Origin of the sequence: Flavobacterium chungbukense (genome assembly GCF_020805785.1) — a bacterium.
GTDB classification, from domain to species: domain Bacteria; phylum Bacteroidota; class Bacteroidia; order Flavobacteriales; family Flavobacteriaceae; genus Flavobacterium; species Flavobacterium chungbukense.
Window position 1 is genome coordinate 133,193 of record NZ_JAJGZV010000009.1, and the last position, 19,965, is coordinate 153,157.

16 protein-coding genes are annotated in these 19,965 nt (G+C 33.2%); all 16 read left to right on the forward strand.

All coding sequences use genetic code 11. The annotated features are described in order from the left end of the window. Window positions 1-507: 507 nt before the first annotated feature. The 16 genes from LL966_RS20270 to LL966_RS20345 all read left to right on the forward strand — a co-directional run bounded on the left by LL966_RS20270 (window position 508) and on the right by LL966_RS20345 (window position 19,954). Window positions 508-1,335 (forward strand): prephenate dehydratase, encoded by an 828-nt coding sequence (locus LL966_RS20270; RefSeq protein ID WP_229355760.1) that lies wholly within the window; start codon window positions 508-510, stop codon window positions 1,333-1,335. A 150-nt stretch (window positions 1,336-1,485) separates the two neighbouring features. Continuing rightward, entirely contained in the window at window positions 1,486-2,631 is a 1,146-nt protein-coding gene (locus LL966_RS20275) for a pyridoxal phosphate-dependent aminotransferase (RefSeq protein WP_229355762.1), read from the forward strand. A 112-nt stretch (window positions 2,632-2,743) separates the two neighbouring features. Next, window positions 2,744-3,604, forward strand: a complete 861-nt coding sequence (locus tag LL966_RS20280; RefSeq protein WP_229355764.1) for a prephenate dehydrogenase — start codon at window positions 2,744-2,746, stop codon at window positions 3,602-3,604. A 12-nt stretch (window positions 3,605-3,616) separates the two neighbouring features. Next, the gene (locus tag LL966_RS20285) at window positions 3,617-4,699 is read left to right on the forward strand and encodes a bifunctional 3-deoxy-7-phosphoheptulonate synthase/chorismate mutase type II (protein ID WP_229355766.1); all 1,083 of its coding nucleotides are present in this window, start codon (window positions 3,617-3,619) and stop codon (window positions 4,697-4,699) included. A 257-nt stretch (window positions 4,700-4,956) separates the two neighbouring features. Beyond that, window positions 4,957-5,934 carry a ribosome small subunit-dependent GTPase A gene (gene rsgA / locus LL966_RS20290; RefSeq protein WP_229355768.1) on the forward strand — a complete coding sequence of 326 codons (978 nt, stop codon included), beginning with the start codon at window positions 4,957-4,959 and terminating at the stop codon, window positions 5,932-5,934. 185 nt (window positions 5,935-6,119) lie between these two features. Further along, window positions 6,120-6,572 carry a D-aminoacyl-tRNA deacylase gene (gene dtd / locus LL966_RS20295; RefSeq protein ID WP_229355769.1) on the forward strand — a complete coding sequence of 151 codons (453 nt, stop codon included), beginning with the start codon at window positions 6,120-6,122 and terminating at the stop codon, window positions 6,570-6,572. Between the two features lie 64 nt (window positions 6,573-6,636). Then, window positions 6,637-8,544 (forward strand): DUF3857 domain-containing protein, encoded by a 1,908-nt coding sequence (locus tag LL966_RS20300; RefSeq protein ID WP_229355771.1) that lies wholly within the window; start codon window positions 6,637-6,639, stop codon window positions 8,542-8,544. Window positions 8,545-8,580: 36 nt separating this feature from the next. Continuing rightward, window positions 8,581-10,593, forward strand: a complete 2,013-nt coding sequence (locus LL966_RS20305; RefSeq protein ID WP_229355773.1) for a transglutaminase domain-containing protein — start codon at window positions 8,581-8,583, stop codon at window positions 10,591-10,593. Between the two features lie 2 nt (window positions 10,594-10,595). Then, window positions 10,596-12,149 carry a DUF3857 domain-containing protein gene (locus tag LL966_RS20310; protein ID WP_229355775.1) on the forward strand — a complete coding sequence of 518 codons (1,554 nt, stop codon included), beginning with the start codon at window positions 10,596-10,598 and terminating at the stop codon, window positions 12,147-12,149. Window positions 12,150-12,177: 28 nt separating this feature from the next. Further along, on the forward strand, window positions 12,178-12,585 hold the full coding sequence (locus LL966_RS20315; protein WP_229355777.1) for a hypothetical protein: 408 nt from the start codon (window positions 12,178-12,180) through the stop codon (window positions 12,583-12,585). A 3-nt stretch (window positions 12,586-12,588) separates the two neighbouring features. Continuing rightward, the gene (locus LL966_RS20320) at window positions 12,589-14,553 is read left to right on the forward strand and encodes a DUF3857 domain-containing protein (RefSeq protein WP_229355778.1); all 1,965 of its coding nucleotides are present in this window, start codon (window positions 12,589-12,591) and stop codon (window positions 14,551-14,553) included. Window positions 14,554-14,556: 3 nt separating this feature from the next. Continuing rightward, window positions 14,557-14,883, forward strand: a complete 327-nt coding sequence (locus LL966_RS20325; RefSeq protein WP_012022600.1) for a nucleotide pyrophosphohydrolase — start codon at window positions 14,557-14,559, stop codon at window positions 14,881-14,883. 134 nt (window positions 14,884-15,017) lie between these two features. After that, window positions 15,018-16,247: a 3-phosphoshikimate 1-carboxyvinyltransferase gene (gene aroA, locus LL966_RS20330; RefSeq protein WP_229355779.1), complete on the forward strand. Its 1,230-nt coding sequence runs from the start codon at window positions 15,018-15,020 to the stop codon at window positions 16,245-16,247. A gap of 369 nt (window positions 16,248-16,616) precedes the next feature. After that, a complete protein-coding gene (queA, locus tag LL966_RS20335; protein ID WP_229355780.1) occupies window positions 16,617-17,666 on the forward strand; it encodes a tRNA preQ1(34) S-adenosylmethionine ribosyltransferase-isomerase QueA in 1,050 nt (349 codons plus the stop codon). A 330-nt stretch (window positions 17,667-17,996) separates the two neighbouring features. Continuing rightward, window positions 17,997-19,274, forward strand: a complete 1,278-nt coding sequence (kynU, locus tag LL966_RS20340; protein WP_229355782.1) for a kynureninase — start codon at window positions 17,997-17,999, stop codon at window positions 19,272-19,274. Between the two features lie 239 nt (window positions 19,275-19,513). Then, complete coding sequence (locus tag LL966_RS20345) at window positions 19,514-19,954, forward strand: YMGG-like glycine zipper-containing protein (protein WP_229355784.1); 441 nt, start codon at window positions 19,514-19,516, stop codon at window positions 19,952-19,954. Window positions 19,955-19,965: the final 11 nt, after the last annotated feature.

The following is a 19,965-nucleotide window of genomic DNA, read 5'->3' on the forward strand; positions in this document are numbered from 1 at the left end:
TATATTGCCAATCTTTGTCGATTTACGAGTGTGATTTCTCCTTTCAGTCGAAATGACAAAAACACGTAGTAATCTGTGAAATTAGATTTAATTGCACAGAGATTTGGGCTAATTCTTGAATTGCTTCGCCTATTCGCTATCGCTCGGGTCGTGGCGAAAAAACCTTAGTCCCTTAGCATCTCAGAACCTCAGAACCTCAATTCAATATTCTCATTTTAAGCCCATATTTTTATATTATCATACAAAACCTGCTAAATTTGTTAAGAAATCCTTTTTTGTTTCATAAAATGCAATCTTTTTTTTGGTGCACTAAAAATAATTTATACATTCGCAGAGAATTTACAAAATAACACAAACAAAATGGCAACTAACCGTTTTTATTTTAGCAACAACTTTTATTTCTTCTTTAGTAGAAGTGAGGATTGTGCTATGGTTATTTGAAAAATATAAAAGACAAATAAAACTAATATACAATCCTGATGCAAATCAGGATTTTTTTTTGAATATATGACAACGAAAATTGCAATACAAGGTATTAAAGGATCATTTCATCATCAGGTTGTGAAGGAGTATTTCTCTGAAAATGTGGATATTGATGAATGTTTGTCTTTTGAAGAATTGATCGACAGCCTTATTGCCGGAAAATCTGATCAGGCCGTTATGGCGATCGAAAATTCTATTGCAGGGCCAATTATTCCGAATTATGCTTTGATTGACAAGAATAATTTACACATCATTGGAGAGCATTATTTAAATATTCAGCAGAATTTAATGGCTTTAAAAGGTCAGAAAATTGAAGATATAAAAGAAGTTCATTCGCACCCAATGGCACTTTTGCAGTGTATGGATTTCCTGAAACAATATCCAAACATCAAATTGATTGAAGATAAAGATACAGCTGAAACAGCGAGAAGAATTCAGGAGAAACAATTAACCGGAATTGCTGCAATTGCAAGTGTAACGGCTTCTGAAATGTATAATTTAGATATTATTGTGTCTTCAATTCAAACAATTAAAAACAATATGACGCGTTTCGTAATCATTAAAAAGCAAAATTCATTTTTGCCAGAAAGCGAAATCAATAGAGCGTCAATCAAATTTGAATTGGATCACAAAAGAGGAAGTTTAGCAGCAGTTTTGAATGTAATGAGCGATTGCAAATTGAATTTGACAAAAATCCAGTCGCTTCCAAAAATTGAAACACCTTGGAAATATTCATTCTTCGTAGATGTGACATTTGAGAAATACGAAGATTTTGCAAAAGCCAAAGCGTTATTAAATATCATGGCAGAGTATTTTAAAGTATTAGGAGAATATAAGAATACGAGACCATAAAGAGGAAATTTCAATTTTTTAAAATTCCAAATTCCAATTGTCAGGCTGAGCGATCCCGAAGCTTCGGGAGAAGCCCGCAAAGTTAGAAAGTTAAAATGAGCATAAAGCTTAAGGCCTAAAGCCTAAAGCATTTTTTAATAAAAAATAGAAATGATTACAACAGCAAAACGATTAGACACAGTTGAAGAATACTACTTCTCATCAAAATTGAGAGAAGTTCGTCAGTTGATGTCTGAAGGAAAATCGATCATCAATATGGGAATTGGAAGCCCTGATTTGAGTCCGTCAAAAGCAGTAATTGAAGCAGTCGCTGCGGCAATTCAAGATGAAAACGGACATGGTTATCAAAGCTATCAGGGATTACCGGAAATGAGACAGGCGATGGCAGATTTTTATCGTGATCAGTTTGGTGTTGAAGTGAATCCGAATAATGAGATTTTACCTCTTATGGGTTCGAAAGAAGGAATTATGCACATCTCGTTAGCATTTTTAAATGAAGGCGATCACGTTTTAATTCCGAATCCAGGTTATCCAACTTATACTTCGGTAACCAATTTGGTTCAAGCAGTTCCGGTTTATTATGATTTGAAAGAAGAGAATGGATGGGAACCAGATTTTGAAGCTCTTGAAAAATTAGATCTTTCGAAAGTAAAAATTATGTGGCTGGGTTATCCGCACATGCCAACAGGAGCGAGAGGAAGTTTAGCGTTATTTGAAAAATTGGTTGCTTTTGCTAAAAAACACAATATATTATTGATCAACGACAATCCATATAGTTTTGTTTTGAATGATAATCCGATGAGTTTATTGCAGGTTGAAGGAGCAAAAGAGGTGGCTTTAGAATTGAATTCGCTTAGTAAAACGTTCAACATGGCTGGCTGGAGAGTCGGAATGGTTTTAGGAAATGCTGAAATTATCGATGCGGTTCTAAAAGTAAAAAGCAACATGGACAGCGGAATGTTCTACGGAATTCAGAAAGGAGCTATTGCAGCGTTAAAATGTGATAAATCTTGGTTTGAAGATCAAAACAAAATTTACAGACGCCGTAGAGAATTGACGGAGAAACTAGCAGAAAAATTAAACTGCAAAGTGTATAAAGAAGGAGTTGGACTTTTCGTTTGGGCGAAATTACCAGAAGGAATTGAATCAGCAGAAAAGTTCATTGACGAAATATTATACCAGAAACATATTTTCATTACACCGGGAACAATCTTCGGAAGCAATGGCGAAGGATATATCAGATTCTCATTGTGTGTGAAAGAAGAAAAAGTACAAGAAGCGATAGACCGATTTTAGTATTAAGATTATAGAACCAAGAGCCAAGACTCCTTAACTATTGTCAGGCTGAGCGAAGTCGAAGCCTTTCTAGTTGGAATTTGGAATTTAAAACTTGGAATTTTAAAAAATTATGAAAGTATACGTAATAGGAATAGGGTTAATAGGTGGTTCGATGGTGTTAGACATCAAAGGACGTTATCCTGATGCGACTATTTTAGGAATCGACAGTAATGAGGAGCATTTAAAGCAGGCAATTGAATTAGGAGTTATTGACGAAGCAGGAAGTTTTGAAGATTTGCAAAAAGCCGATTTTGTAATTGTTTCCGTTCCAGTAGATGTGGCGCTAACAGTTTTGCCAAAAGTTTTGGATGCAGTTGGAGATAAAACAATTGTTTTTGAGGTTGGATCGACTAAAAAACCAATTTGCGATGCGGTTGCCAATCATTCTAAGAGAAGAAACTTTATTGCTACACATCCAATAGCAGGAACAGAGTTTTCTGGACCATCGGCAGCAATAAGAGGTTTGTTTCAAGGAAAGACAAACATAATCTGTGAAGTCGAAAAGACAGCTTTTAAATTGCAGGAGAAAGCATTGAATCTTTTTACTTCAATCGGAATGAGAATTCGATATATGGATCCCGTTTCACACGATAAGCACATTGCTTACGTTTCGCATCTATCGCACATTAGTTCGTTTATGCTCGGTAAAACGGTAATGAATAAGGAAAAAGACGAACAGGATATTTTTGATATGGCGGGAAGTGGATTTGAAAGCACCGTTCGTTTAGCAAAAAGTTCGCCCGCCATGTGGACACCGATTTTTAAGCAGAATAAAGAACACGTTCTGGAAACATTAGAAGCATATATTTCAAACCTAAGTCGGTTTAGGGATTTGCTGAAAGAAGAAGATTATAATGCCATTTTTGAAGAAATGGAAAGCACAAATAAAATAAAAGAAATACTAAACGGATTAACAACAACTAAAAAGTAAATTAGAATAAAGATGGAAAATAAGAAAGAAATGAGAAAGTGGTTAGAAGATTTCAATTTAAATCACCCACTTGTGATAGCAGGACCATGTAGTGCAGAAACAGAAGATCAAGTATTGAAAATTGCTCATGAATTGAAAGATTCAAAAGTTAGTGTATTCAGAGCTGGAATCTGGAAACCAAGAACACGTCCAGGAGGATTTGAAGGTGTTGGAGAAATTGGTTTGAAATGGTTACAAAAAGCAAAAGCTGAAACTGGTTTATTAATGGGTACTGAAGTTGCAACTGCAGCACACTGTAAACTAGCTTTAGAACATGATATCGACGTTTTATGGGTTGGTGCTCGTACAACTGCAAACCCTTTCGCGGTTCAAGAAATTGCTGATACTTTAAAAGGAACTGATAAAATCGTTTTGGTTAAAAATCCAGTAAACCCAGATTTAGCCTTATGGTTAGGTGGTGTTGAGCGTTTACACATGGCTGGAATCGAGAAATTAGGAGTTATTCACAGAGGTTTCTCTACTTACGAGAAAACAAAATACAGAAACATTCCAGAATGGCAAATTGCTATCGAATTGCAAAATAAATTCCCTGATTTACCATTAATCATCGATCCATCTCACATTACTGGAGATCGTAAAATGATTTTTGAAGTAACGCAAGAGGCTTTAGATTTGAACTACGATGGTATGATTATCGAGACGCACTACGATCCAGATAACGCTTGGTCTGATGCTGCACAGCAAGTTACTCCAGACTCTTTGAAACAAATCATTAAAGATTTGACTATCAGAAAAACGGATGATACTACAGATGAGTACAGCCAAAAAATGACAAAATTAAGAGCTAATATCGACGTTTTGGATGCTAACTTATTAGAGTTATTAGGAAAACGTATGAAAGTTGCTGACGAAATTGGTCAGGTGAAAAAAGATGCAAACGTAGCGATTCTTCAAAACAACCGTTGGAACGAAATCTTAGGAAAAATGATTTTGGAAGGTGAGAAAAAAGGTCTTACTGAAGAATTCGTTTTGAAAATGTTCAAAGCAATTCACCAAGAAAGTATTGGTCACCAAGAGAAAATTTTCAACGCATAATTTTCTTTAAACCATATAAGTGATATAAGTTAATTTTAGTTTTACAAAATAGTATTTCAAAGTTTTATTATATCACGCATTTTAAAATTAGATTGTTTTTTAAAATCCCTATTACTTTGAAAGAAGTGATGGGGATTTTTATTTTCGATATACACCTCCCGTATATTACCTTATATTACTTATATGGTTAAAATTATTCATTTATCTTTGCAGAGGTTTTAAGGTTGAATCTAAAATCAGAAATCTAAAATTAAAGAATGACAGGAATCGTATATAAATCTACAGGAAGCTGGTACACCGTAAAATCTGAAAAAGGTGATTTTGTGGAATGCCGTATGAAAGGGAAATTTAGAATTAAAGGTATAAAAAGTACCAATCCAATTGCTGTAGGAGATATTGTCGATTATGAATTGGATGAAACTTCGGATGCCATTACGGGAACGATTCATAATATTCACGAAAGAAAAAATTATATCGTTCGTAAATCGGTCAACTTATCAAAGCAGATTCACATTATTGCTTCTAATATCGATCAGGTTTTTTTACTGATTACGATTGATAATCCGCCAACAACAACCAGTTTTATAGATCGTTTTTTGGTTACTGCAGAAGCATACGGAATTGAAGCGGTTTTGATTTTCAATAAAATAGATACTTTAAACGACCAAACTTTAGACGATCAGCTTTATTTACAGCATATTTATCAGGAAATTGGATATAAATGTTTGAGAATTTCTTCAACAGAAAATAAAGGAGTTGACAAATTGAAAGAAATGATGATTGGTAAAGTGAGTATGTTTTCTGGTCATTCTGGCGTTGGAAAATCGACTTTGGTAAATGCAATGGAACCAAGTCTTCATTTAAAAACTACTGTAATTTCAGAACAAAGCAAACAAGGACAGCATACAACTACTTTTGCCGAAATGTATGATTTGTCTTTTGATGCCCGAATTATCGATACTCCAGGGATTAAAGGTTTCGGAATCGTGGATATGGAACCATCCGAAATTAGCGGTTATTTTCCGGAATTCTTCAAATTAAAAGATCAATGTAAATTTAATAACTGTTTGCATAAAGAAGAACCACATTGTGCCATCAAAGCAGCTTTAGAAAAAGATGAAATCGCTTGGTCCCGCTACAACAGTTATCTTAAAATTCTGGAAGGTGATGAAGAGCATTACAGAACCGATACTTACGGTGAAGATCGTGCAGCGAGCGATGAAACGAGAAAATAAAAAAAGAAATTCCAATTTTTTAAATTGCTTCGCCTGTTCGCTATCGCTCGAGTCCAAATTTCCAATAAAAACAACATATTCAAATGTAGAGATGCACTGCGGTGCATCTAACGCTAGAATTTAAAATCTGTTTAATCCGTGTAATCTGTGGCCTATAAACTACGCCGCATTAGATCAAAATAAAAATGAAAATTGTTCTTCAAAGAGTTTCCCAAGCATCAGTAACTGTTGATGGTCAAAAAACAGCAGATATACAAAAAGGATTATTAGTTCTAGTCGGAATTGAAGATGCCGATACTCAAGAAGATATTGATTGGCTTGCTGGTAAAATCATAAAAATGAGAATTTTTGGCGACGAAAACGACGTCATGAACTGTTCCGTTCAAGATATTAACGGAGATATTATCGTTGTTAGCCAATTTACACTTCACGCTTCTACCAAAAAAGGAAATCGTCCTTCGTACATAAAAGCGGCAAAACCAGATTTCGCAATTCCAATGTATGAAAAATTTGTTCAGACATTAGAAAAGGAATTTGAAAAGAAAATTCAAACTGGAATTTTTGGTGCAGATATGAAAGTTAGCCTGCTAAATGACGGGCCTGTTACCATTTTAATAGACAGCAAAAATAGAGAGTAAAAAATTACTAAACATTTGTTAAGATTTTCTCAAAATAATATATATTTGGAGAAAAAACTTACTAATGAAAAACCTTTTTTGCGCGTTATTTTTTCTCCTTTTTATCGTTAATTCGTCTGCACAAAAGAATGATTATTCAGTATTTTCTATTTCTGATAGTATAAAAGATAATGCCAATGCTGTAGTCCGTTTAGATCAGACAGATATTACTATTGCTTCTCAAAGAAGTATGAATATAAAGCAGCAAAGAATCGTATCGGTCTTTAATGCGAAAGGTTTTGATGACGTTGATGCCTATCAGCATTATGATAAATCGACTTCAATAAAAAATATAGAAGCGATAGTTTACGACGCTTTTGGAAAAGAAATCAAAAAAATAAAACAAAAAGATTTTAGAGATCAAAGTGCCGTTAGCGGAAGCACTCTTTTTTCTGATAATCGCGTTGTCTATTTAGATTACACCCCAATTTCATATCCTTTTACGATTGTTTATAATTGTGAAGTTGAGACTTCAAACACAGCTTTTATACCTCAAGAATATTTTTTGAGAGGTTATTATTTAAGCGTGGAGAAATGTATTTTGAATGTTACTTTTCCTAAAGAATTAGGATTTAAAAAGAAAGAATTTCGTTTGTCAGACTTTACTATAAAGAAAACAGTCGAAACAGATACGCAATTAAGTTACGTGGCGACAAATATTCGGGCTCAAAAACCGGAAGATATGAGTCCAAATTATGGAGACCTTTTTCCGAAAGTGATGATGGGATTAGAAAATTTTCATTTGGAAGGTGTCGACGGGAAAGCAACTACTTGGGAAGCATTTGGTAAATGGTATGGCGATAAAATTCTGACTGGAACAACAAATTTACCAGAGGAAACCAAAGTCAAAATAAAAGCATTTGTTGGAGAAGAAAAAGATCCAATTAAGAAAGCTAAAATTATTTACGATTACGTACAGAAAAAGTCCAGATATGTAAATATTGCAGTTGGTATTGGCGGCTGGAAACCTATGCTTGCCAACGATGTAGACCGTTTAGGTTATGGAGATTGTAAAGCCTTATCAAATTACACTAAAGCACTTTTGCAGGTTGTAGATGTTCCGTCTTACAATACTATTTTGTATGGAAATCCATATAAGACAGATATTCAATCAGATTTTGTTTCGATGCAGGGCAATCATATGATTCTTGCAATTCCATCAGGTGACAATTATGTTTGGCTAGAATGTACGAGCCAAGACGATCCTTTTGGATATCAGGGAGTTTTTACAGATGATCGAGATGTTCTAGTTGTAAAACCTGAGGGTGGAGAAATTGTTAGGACTAAAATCTATGATGATAAAGGAAATAAACAGCTAGCCAAAGGAAATTATTCAATTGATAAAGATGGAAACTTTTCTGGAACTTTAGCCATAGTTTCAGAAGGAAGTCAATATGCTCAAAAATCAAGAGTTGAAACTTTTCAGCCTAATGAAAAAGAAGAACATTATAAAGAATATTGGGATAACATCAATAATTTGAAATTGGGTAAAATAACTTTTAACAACGATAAAGAAAATATTCGTTTTACAGAAGATGTTCATTTAAGCGCTTCAAATTATGGTGCTATTTCGGGTAATAAAATGATTTTTGTAGTTGATGCATTTAATCAGTCTTCGGGAAATATTAAACGTATAAGAAATCGAAAAAATCCATTCCAAATTCAACGCGGTTATTTAGATAATGATGAAATCGAAATAAATCTTCCAGAAGGTTTCAGTATCGAATTTCTTCCTTCAAATTACGAACTCAAAGGTAAGTTTGGAGAATACAAAACCGAAATCATCAAAAAAGAAAATAACAAACTGACTTATAAAAGATCGATGTTTTTAAATAAAGGCAAATACTCTAATAAAGATTATGATGAGTACCGTTTATTTATGGAACAAGTTTCTAGAAATGATAATGCCAAAATAATACTAACCAAAAATTAAAGCGAATCATAACCAAAAACAAACCAAAAATTACCAATGAAAATTATTAAACTACTTAGCTTGTCGTGGATCCTGTTGGTCGCCCCCAAAGCGGTTTCACAGGAATTTAAATTAGGAAAAGTCTCCATTGCAGAATTAGAGCAGAAAGTTCATCCTAAAGATTCTTCAGCAGCCGCTGCCATTTTGTACAAAAAAGGATTATCTAGAATGGAATTTGACCAGAATGAAGGTTTTATGATCGTTACAGATGTAGAAGCTCGTATTAAGATTTATAAAAAAGAAGGATACGAGTGGGCGAATCAGAATGTTTGGTATTACAATTATGCCAACCTGAAAGAAAGAGTGTTTTTTTCGGATGCTGTTACTTACAATCTGGTAAATGGAAAGATAGAAAAAACCAAACTGAAAAGCGATGGTTCTTTTGATGAGGTTCTTTCTAAATTTAGAGGTCTGAAAAAAATTACCATGCCAAATGTAAAAGAAGGTTCTGTTATAGAATACCACTATTCTATAAGATGTCCTAGCGATAATATTATTCGCGATTGGGATTTTCAAACTTCTATTCCGGTTAATTATTCTGAGTTTAAAGTTGCTTATCCAGAGTATTATGTTTTTAAACCAAGACAAAAGGGATATTTATTTCCAAAAATAACAACCACTAAAAATTCTAAAAGTCTTACTATAAATAGTAAAGAAAGAGGGACTGGGCTTGTTTCTAGAACAGAATTTTATAACGATAAAATAGATTATGTTGAAACAGAAGTTACTTATGTTGCACAAGATTTTCCTGCTTTAAAGGATGAAGATTATGTAAATAACATAGACAATTACACTTCAAGTGTTGAACATGAATTATCGTTAGTTCGTTTTCCAAATCGACCAATCAAAGAATTTTCTACCGATTGGAATTCTGTTGTAAAAACAATTTATGAATATGAAGATTTTGGTCCAGAATTAAACAAAACAGGTTATTTTGAAGAAGATTTGAAAAAAATTCTAGGAGGAACTACTAATCAAAATGAAAAGATTTGGACGATCTTAAATTATGTAAAAGGTACTGTAAAATGGAATGGCTACAGTGGTTTTAGCTGCGACAATGGAGTGAAAAAAGCCTACAAAGACAAAACGGGAAACATAGCAGATATCAATTTAATGCTTACTGCAATGCTGCGCTCTGCGGGTTTAACTGCCAATCCGGTTTTGGTAAGTACACGTTCTAACGGAATTGCTTTGTTTCCAAACAGAAATGCCTTTAATTATGTTATTTCTGCTGTTGAAACTCCAGAAGGTTATATTCTATTAGATGCAACTTATAAATATTCTTTACCAAACGTTCTTCCATTTAGAACTTTAAATTGGTTTGGAAGACTGATCAGAAAAGATGGTTCTTCTCAAGAAATAGATTTGATGCCGCATAAAACATCAAATGATATTGTTTTTATGAATTATGATATTGATGCCGATGGAAAAGTAACAGGGAAAACCAGAAGGCAATGTACAGATTACAGAGCTATGCTTAGCAGAGAAAACTTCGAAAAATTGAAAGAAGATGAGTATCTGGAAAAACTTGAAAATAATAATAGAAAAATTGAAGTAAGCGAATATTCTAGAACAAACGAAAAAGAATTATTATCGCCAACAATTGAAACTTATTCCTTTAAAGGAGGTGACTTAGCAGAGATTATTGGAGGAAAAATATATGTAAACCCAATGTTGTTTTTTGCTCAGGAAAAAAATCCGTTTAAACAGGAGGTACGCGAATATCCAGTAGATTTTGGTTATCCATTTCAAGATAAATTCAATATTACAATAAAAATTCCAGATGGTTTTGCAGTAGAAACATTACCGCAAGCTGTTGCTTACAATATGGAAAATAATCTGGGAAGCTTCAAGTTTAATATTCTGGCAAATGAGAATGTTTTGCAGTTAATGGTTGTCAATCAGATTAATGAGGCTATTATCAGTACAGAACAATATGAAATGCTGAAAGAATACTACAAAGGAGTAATTGCTAAACAAACAGAAAAAATTGTTCTAAAACGCATATAAATATGAGGCTAAGATCTCTGCTGTTTTGTATTGCGTTATTTTGTAGTACAATAAATATCCAAGCTCAGAAAAATGAGCTTGGAAAAGTTACCATTGCCGAGTTAGAAGAAAAAATACATCCAGTAGATTCTTCGGCTCCTGCCGCAATTTTATTTAAAAAAGGAAAAACCGTTTTTTCATATAATGAAAAAGTAGGTTTTTCTGCTGTTCATACTTATGAATTTAAAATTAAAATTTATAAAAAAGAAGGACTGAAATGGGCAGATCAAAAAGTGCATTACTATGTCGGCTATCAGAATTTAAAAGAAGATATGTTAGAGTTTTCGAATGCAGTGACGTACAATTTGGAAAATGGTAAAGTGCAGAAAACGAAACTTGAAAGCCAAGGATTATTCAAGAAAAAAATTAATGAATATTGGAGTGAAAAAACAATAACACTTCCAAATGTCAAAGTTGGATCTATTATAGAATACAAATACGTTTTAAAATCTGAAAATATTGGAGAGTTTCCCGATTTTGCTTTTCAATTTGATATTCCGGTAGATTATTTTGAATACAAAACAGAATTTCCTGAGTTTTATATTTACAAAACCATTCTTACAGGGAAAAATAAAATAGAAAGTGACGCGAAACTTGGAAGCGGAACCCAGAGTTTTGATAACGAGTACGGGCAAACAAGAAAATTGAGCTACAAACAAATTAATGCATTTTATTCAGGAAAAAACATTCCCGCTTTAAGAGAAGAACCTTATGTTGATAATTTAGAAAATTACAGAGGCGTTATCAAACATGAGTTGGAACGTATCAGGATGCCTGAACAGCCAGTTAAAGATTTTACCATTACTTGGGAAGGTGTTGCCACAACAATTTTTAAAGATGAAAATTTTGGAAAAGAACTTAGTAAAAGAGATTTTCTTCTAGAAGATGTAAAAAAGTTGCTCGGTAATGTAGAATCATTAGAAGAAAGGACCAACATCATTTTTAAGTTCGTTCAAAATAAAATGAATTGGAACGAGATTAATAGTTGTTTCGCAAAGAAAGGCGTTGAAAAAGCATACAAAGAACAAACAGGAAATGTTGCCGAAATTAATTTCATACTATTAAATATGCTCAAATTGGCTGGCGTAGATGCTAATCCAGTTTTAGTTAGTACAATTGAAAATGGTATTCCTGTTTATCCTACTAGAACTGGATTTAATTATCTAATTGCTTCTGCAGAAATTAATGGAAAACAAATTTTGCTGGACGCTTCCAAAAAATATACATCACCCAATATTCTTCCGTTGAATGTCTTAAATTGGAAAGGAAGATTAATTAAAAGTGATGGCAGTTCGAAAGAAATTGATCTGGTTCCCACTAAAGCCTCAAAAGAAATTTCTAATATAGTGGCTATAATAAATGCAAATCGGAAAATAGATGGAAAAATCAGAATTCAGCGCACGGATTATGATGCGTACAGATTTAGAGTTCAGAATGCGGCTAAAAATCAGGAGAATTATATCGAAAAACTAGAGCAGCAATTAGGATTTAAAAATTTCGGACTATTCAATAAGTAATAAAAACACCAATCTTTCAGATCCAATTTTGGAAACTTTTGCTTTTGAAACTAATAATTTTGTTGAAAGCATTGGCGGAAAGTTATTTATCAATCCATTACTGTTTTATGCAAAAACGAAAAATCCTTTCGTTCAAGAAAAAAGACAAATGGAAATTTATTTTGGTTATCCAAGTCAAGAAAAGATTATAGTCAATTTAGAAATTCCGGAAGGGTATGATGTTGAAACGCTTCCTAAACCAGCAAAGTACGTGTTTCAGGACAATTCTATTATTTTACTGATGAATATTTTAAAAGATGGTAACAAAATTCAGTTTAGTTTTTCTAAAGACATAAACAGTAGTATTTTTGCTTCAGAAGACTATGATTCATTAAAAATGCTTTTCCAAAAAATGATCATTAGTCTAGATCAAAAAATCATTCTCAAAAAAATATAACCAATGAATTCTCGTTCCCTTGCTGTTTTCTTTTTTTTAGTTTTCTCTTTTACAGAAATTAATGCTCAGAAGTTTGAATTAGGAAAAGTAACAGTTGAGGAATTGAAGGAAAAGGAGAATCCTAAAGATACTTCTGCGCCAGCCGCGATTTTATTTAAGAAAGGAAGGACTTTTTTTACTTACAATGAACAAAGCGGTTTTCTTGCCAATCATGTTTATGAGTTTCGAGTAAAAATTTATAAAAAAGAAGGATTAAGCTGGGCCACTCAAAAAGTTTCCTATTATGTTGGTTACGAAAATTTAAGAGACGATAAAGTAACTTTTTCTGATGCTGCTACCTACAATCTTGAAAATGGAGCAATAATAAAAACAAAACTGAATAGTGAAGGTAGTTTTAAAGAAAAAGTAAATAAGAATTGGAATGTTGCTTCAATTGCTTTGCCCAACGTAAAAGTGGGTTCGGTAATCGAATTTAAATATACTTTAAAGTCAGAAGATTTGGTTCGTCTTCCTGATTTTGATTTTCAGTATGAAATTCCAGTAAATTATTTCGAATACAAATCTGAAATCCCAGAATTTTTTATTTATAAAACACTTCTCGTTGGAACATACAAACCAGAGATGAATGCCGATATTGAACCTATCAAACAGATTTACGGCAGTAATTACAAGCAAATTAATAGTTTTTATTCTGGAGTTGATGTTCCTGCACTTCAAGAAGAGAATTTTGTTAACAACATAAACAATTTTAAAGGCTCGATTCAAAATGAGTTAGAGTTAAAAAGATTTCCAGATAAACCAGTTGTCAACTACACCAAAACATGGGAAGGGCTAGCAGAGTCAACTTATAAAGATGCTGATTTTGCAAAAGAACTAAGTAATAGAAGCTTTTACGAAGAAGATTTAAAGAAGCTTTTATTGAACGTAAATTCCCCTAGACATCGATTAGATACTATTTTTAAGTTTGTTCAGAATAGAATGAACTGGAACAAAAAGAAAGGCTATTACGTAGATAAAGGTGTAAAAAAAGCTTATGAAGAAAAAACAGGAAATACGGCAGAAATTAATTTGTTGCTGATTTCTATGCTGAAGACCGCAAAAATACAAGTATCTCCTGTTTTGGTTAGTACAATAGAAAATGGAGTTCCGGTTTTTCCTAATAGAACGGTTTTCAATTATCTTATAGCTGCGGCGCAAATAGATGGTGAACAGATTCTGCTAGACGCTACAAGTAAGTTTACAGTTCCAAATATTCTTCCTTTAAATGTTTTAAATTGGAAAGGACGATTAATAAAAGAAAATGGAACTAGTGAGGAAGTAGAATTAATTCCGACTAAATTTTCTGTAATCAATAATACGGTAAGTGCATTTATCGAGCCCCAAGAAGCAAAGCTAGAAGGAAGTTTGTCTTTGCAAAAAACAGATTATAATGCTTTAATTTTTAGAGAGAAATTTGGCACTAAAACAAATGCGAGTAATATTGAAAAATTGGAACAGCAATTTAATGGTATAGCAATAGAAGATTATAGAGCTGATAATCAAGATTTGTCGAGACCAGTTACGGAAAAAGCATCTTTCAGTATTGATAAAGCATATGATGTTATTGGTGGTAAGTTATTTGTAAATCCGCTATTGTTTTTTTCTTATAAGAGCAATCCATTTAAATTAGAAAAAAGACAAATGCCAATTTATTTTGGCTTTCCAGAACAGCGAAAATTTAATTTGTTTTTGCAAATACCAGAAGGTTATGTCGTAGAATCGCTGCCTTCTCCTATAAGAATTGTAATGGAAGACAAAGCGGCTTCTTACACCATGAACATTATGTCTGATGAAAATCAAATACAAATTAAAGTGACGCAAGAAATAAGTAAAGCTATCTTTGCGGCTGAAGATTACGATATGATAAAAGATTTTTTTCAGAGAATAATCGAAATTCAAAATGACAAAATAATTCTTAAAAAGACCTAGAAGATGGATTTGAAAAATGCACAGTTAGATGTAGATACTTGGATAAAAGAACATGGCGTTCGCTACTTTAACGAATTGACCAATATGGCTCAATTAACAGAAGAAGTTGGAGAAGTAGCCCGAATAATTGCACGCCGTTATGGAGAACAATCAGAAAAAGAAAGCGATAAAAACAAAGATTTAGGCGAAGAATTAGCCGATGTTGTTTTTGTGGTTTTATGTTTGGCGAATCAAACCGGAATCGATTTACAAGCTGCTTTTGACAAGAAAATGGATTTAAAATCGGTTAGAGATAAAGATCGTCACAAAAACAATGATAAATTGAAATAATTGTGAAATATCACTCATAAGTTTTGAATTATGAGTTTTGAATTTTGAATTATGAATGGGGAGTGGTAAATTGCGGGGCTGAATTATGTTTCTAATCATTCATAATTCATAATTCACAACTTACAATTAAAAAAATGAATTTAAAATTAAGCACGAATTCAATTTTCACCATTGAGGATTCGCAACTAAATATCACGGGTTCAAAAAGCGAAACGAACCGTTTATTGTTACTAAAAGCATTATTTCCAAATATTACTTTAGCCAATACTTCAAACTCAGATGACAGCGAAGTAATGCAAAAAGCTTTGGGAGGAAATGACGAAATTGTCGACATTCATCACGCCGGAACAGCCATGCGATTTCTTACGGCTTATTTTTCAGTTAATGAAGGTAGAGAAGTAGTTTTAACAGGTTCTAGTAGAATGCAGGAACGTCCGATAAAAATTTTGGTTGAAGCTTTGACACAATTAGGTGTTGAAATCTCTTATGAAAAAGAAGAGGGTTATCCGCCAATTAGAATTAAAGGGAAAAAAGTTACCGCTTCAAAAGTAAACTTGGCAGCAAATGTAAGCAGCCAGTATATTTCGGCACTTTTATTAGTGGCTTCAAAATTAGATAATGGTTTGGAACTGACTTTAGAAGGAGAAATTACTTCTATTCCGTATATCAAAATGACTTTGGCTTTGTTGGCTGATTTAGATATTAAAACTAGTTTTGAAGGAAACGTAATTAAAGTTTTCCCAAAAGAAGCAGTTGAAACAAAAGAAATGGTTGTAGAATCGGATTGGAGTTCGGCTTCTTATTTCTTTAGTTTAGTAGCATTATCTGATGCTGCAAAAATTACTTTAAGCAGTTACAAAGAAAATAGTCTTCAGGGAGATTCAGAACTGGTTTCTCTTTATGAAAAAATGGGAGTGAAAACGACTTTTCAAAACAATAAAATGACTTTGGAAAAAGTGGCAGGATTTAATTATCAAGATGTAAATTTTGAATTAAATAACACACCAGATATCGCTCAAACAATTGTAGTAACTTGTTTAGGTTTAGGAATTGGATGCCATTTAACAGGTCTTCACACTTTAAAAATTAAAGAAACAGATAGACTTGAAGCTTTAAAAACGGAGTTGACAAAATTAGGAGCCAATATTTCGGTAACAAATGACAGCTTAACTTTAGTAAAGTCTGAAGATATTAAACATGATATTCATATTGCAACCTATAATGACCACAGAATGGCAATGGCATTTGCGCCATTGGCAATCAAAGTGCCAATTATTATTGACGATGCAGAAGTAGTTTCAAAGTCATACCCAGATTTTTGGAATGATTTAAAAGCTTTAAACTTTCAAATCTCAGAACTGTAGTTTTTGAATCATATAAGTTATATAAGTTCATTTAAATGAAAGCGCACTGCAAAGCTAAATAAACATAGCCTCTGGTTTAACCAGAGGTTTTTTATGCACATTTTGAAGCAAACCTGAGAGGTTTTTAAAGCATTTCGGGTTTAAACAGCATTTGAGAATCCAATTAAATGAACTTATATAACTTATATGGTTGAAGAAAGGTTAAAAAAAGAACTTTTAATGGTTCTTAAAACACCACAAAATCAAGGACTTTTGAAAATAAATGTCAAAACACTTGACAACGCCTATCTCACAATCGTATATTTGCAGGCGATTTAAAATTTTAGATAAAAAAGTCTAAGATTGATATTTTAAAATCTAACTTCAAATATGAAATTATCACACTTCAATTTCAATTTACCGAAAGAACTTTTAGCTGAATTCCCGGCAGAAAATAGAGATGAATCTCGTTTAATGGTAATTGACCGTCAAAAAAACACTATCGAACATAAAATGTTTAAAGACGTTATCAACTATTTTGATGACGGAGACGTTTTAATTTTAAATAATACAAAAGTTTTCCCTGCGCGTTTGTACGGAAACAAAGAAAAAACTGGAGCTAGAATTGAAGTTTTCTTATTAAGAGAATTAAATTCAGAGCAACGTTTATGGGATGTTCTAGTAGATCCAGCTAGAAAAATCCGTATTGGAAACAAACTTTATTTTGGTGATGATGATTCATTAGTTGCTGAGGTAATCGACAATACAACATCTCGTGGAAGAACTTTACGTTTCTTATACGATGGTTCTTATGAAGAATTCAGAAACAAATTGACAGAACTTGGAGAAACTCCAATTCCTAAATACATCAATAGAGAAGTTACTGCTGAAGATGCTGAAAGATACCAAACAATCTATGCAAAAGAAGAAGGAGCTGTAGCGGCACCAACTGCTGGTTTACACTTCTCTAAACACCTTTTGAAAAAACTAGAAATCAAAGGAGTAAATTTTGCTGAAGTAACTTTACACGTAGGTTTAGGAACTTTCAACCCAGTTGAGGTAGAAGATTTATCTAAACACAAAATGGATTCAGAAGAGTTGATCATTAATCAACAAGCTTGTGATATAGTAAACGAAGCAAAAGCAAAGAAAAAACGTATTTGTGCAGTAGGAACAACTTCTATGCGTGCAATTGAAAGTTCTGTTTCTTCTGCAAATACTTTGAATCCTTACGAAGGATGGACAAATAAATTTATTTTCCCTCCTCACGATTTCAGTATTGCAAACTGTATGATTACAAATTTCCACACACCAAAATCAACATTATTAATGATGATTTCTGCTTTCTGTGGACATGATTTAATGAAAAAAGCATATGACGAAGCGATCAAAGAAGGATACAAATTCTATTCTTACGGAGACGCAATGTTAATTCTTTAATTAGAATTATATTAAAAGTAAAAACCCGACAGTATTTTTTAGAATCTGTCGGGTTTTCTGTTTTTTAATGGTTTCACGTTTCAGGGTTAACTTTTGTTGAGAAATTTAACCGCAAAGTTCGCAAAGAGTTTTTATCAAGCTTAACGTTTACAAACGCTAAGTACGCAAAGCTTTGCGGACTTATGCATTTGGCAAACACAATGAATAAAAAACCTTGCGACCTTTGCGGTTAAAAAACACAAAGTATATAAACATGATCCCGAAGCTTCGAAAGAAACCTGAAACAAAACAAACAAAATTTGTTATTTTAGCAGACAAAACAAAAACACAATGACTTTTCAAAATACACGCGAATTTGCACGAGAGCTAGATTCGAAAGACACATTAAACCACTATCAGGAACAATTCATTTTTCCAAAAGTTAATGACAAACGAGTAATCTATTTTACCGGAAACTCATTAGGATTACAGCCAAAACGAACCAAAGCTTATATTGACGAAATAATGAATGACTGGGCAGAATTGGCTGTTGAAGGTCATTTTTACGCAGAAAAACCTTGGTGGGATTATCAGGAAAGATTTGCAGAACCATTGAGTAAAATTGTTGGTGCACTTCCATCAGAAGTTACGGTTATGAATACGTTGACTGTAAACCTTCATTTGTTAATGGTTTCTTTTTATCAGCCAAAAGGCAAACGTTATAAAATTATCTGCGAAGAAAAAGCGTTTCCATCAGATCAATATATGTTTCAAAGTCAAGTTCATTTTCATGGATATAAACCAGAAGATGCCATTGTAGAAATCAAACGCCGAGAGGGAGAACATAACATTCGCCTTGAAGATGTTTTAGCAAAGATCGAAGAAGTTGGCGATGAGCTAGCTTTAGTTTTAATTGGCGGAGTAAATTATTATACGGGTCAAGTTTTTGATATAAAAACCATTACGGCAGCTGGACAAAAAGCCGGAGCAAAAGTAGGATGGGACTTAGCGCACGCCGCAGGAAATATAAAATTAGAACTTCACGATTGGAATGTAGATTTTGCTGCTTGGTGCAGTTATAAATACATGAACTCAGGACCAGGAAATGCTTCTGGAGTTTTCGTTCACGAAAGACATCATAACGATCCAGATTTACCTCGTTTCGCTGGCTGGTGGGGACATAATAAAGAACGCCGTTTTAAAATGGAACCTAACTTTGATCCCGTTCACGGAGCAGGCGGATGGCAGATTAGTAATCTTCCGGTTCTTTCTCTTGCGCCATATTTGGCATCTGTAGAAATGTTTGCTGAGGTTGGAATGGATGCTTTAATTAAAAAACGTGATCATATTACTTCCTATTTAGAATTTATTCTCCACGAAATTGACAAAGAAGTTGCGGGTAATTTTGAAATTATTACGCCTTCAAATCCTGAAGAAAGAGCTTCGCAATTGTCGGTTTTTTTACATGGAGAAGGAAGAAGTTTATTCGATTATTTAATGAAAAATGGAGTAATCACAGACTGGCGTGAACCAAATGTAATTCGTTTGGCACCAGTTCCTTTGTATTGTTCTTATGAGGATATGTACGATTTCGGGCAAATCCTGAAAAAAGGAATTTTAGGGAAGTAATGCTTTATTAAGATACTGTTTGTCATTTCGAGGAACGAGCAATCTCCACAAGTAACTCCGTTCCAATAAGCCAATCTTTGTCGAGCTTCTCGTGGAGATTTCTCGTTCCTCGAAATGACAAACTTTATGGAAACTTTGTCAAAAATCTTCTAATTTTATAAACTTTCCAAAAAATTCTGTAACAAACATTATGGCAGATATTCCGTATTTTGTAGTGTATAATTTTAAAAACTACAATCATGAAAGGCTTATATATTTTATTGACGGTAATATTTATAACTTCTTGCCAACAACAACAGAGTAAAGAAGATATAAATAAAGCCAAGCAAGCCAGTATTGATTCAATGAAAGTTGAGATTAACAAACAACGTGTTATCGATTCAATGAAGACTGAAATGGCTAAGTTAAAAGAAGAACAAAGAGTCGAATCTCAAAAAGAAAAAGTTGTTGTAGTGCATCAGCAGGCAGCTAATGGAAATACAACGACAACTACTACAAAAAAGAAAGGCTGGAGCTCCACCGCTAAAGGTGCTGTAATTGGTGCCGGAGTTGGTGCTGCAACTGGAGCAATCGTTAGTAAGAAAAAAGGTGAAGGTGCCATTATTGGCGGATTAGCTGGAGCAGCCTTAGGTACAGGAACTGGTGCTGTTATTGACAGTAAAAACAAGAAGAAAGAATAGTTTTTCTATAA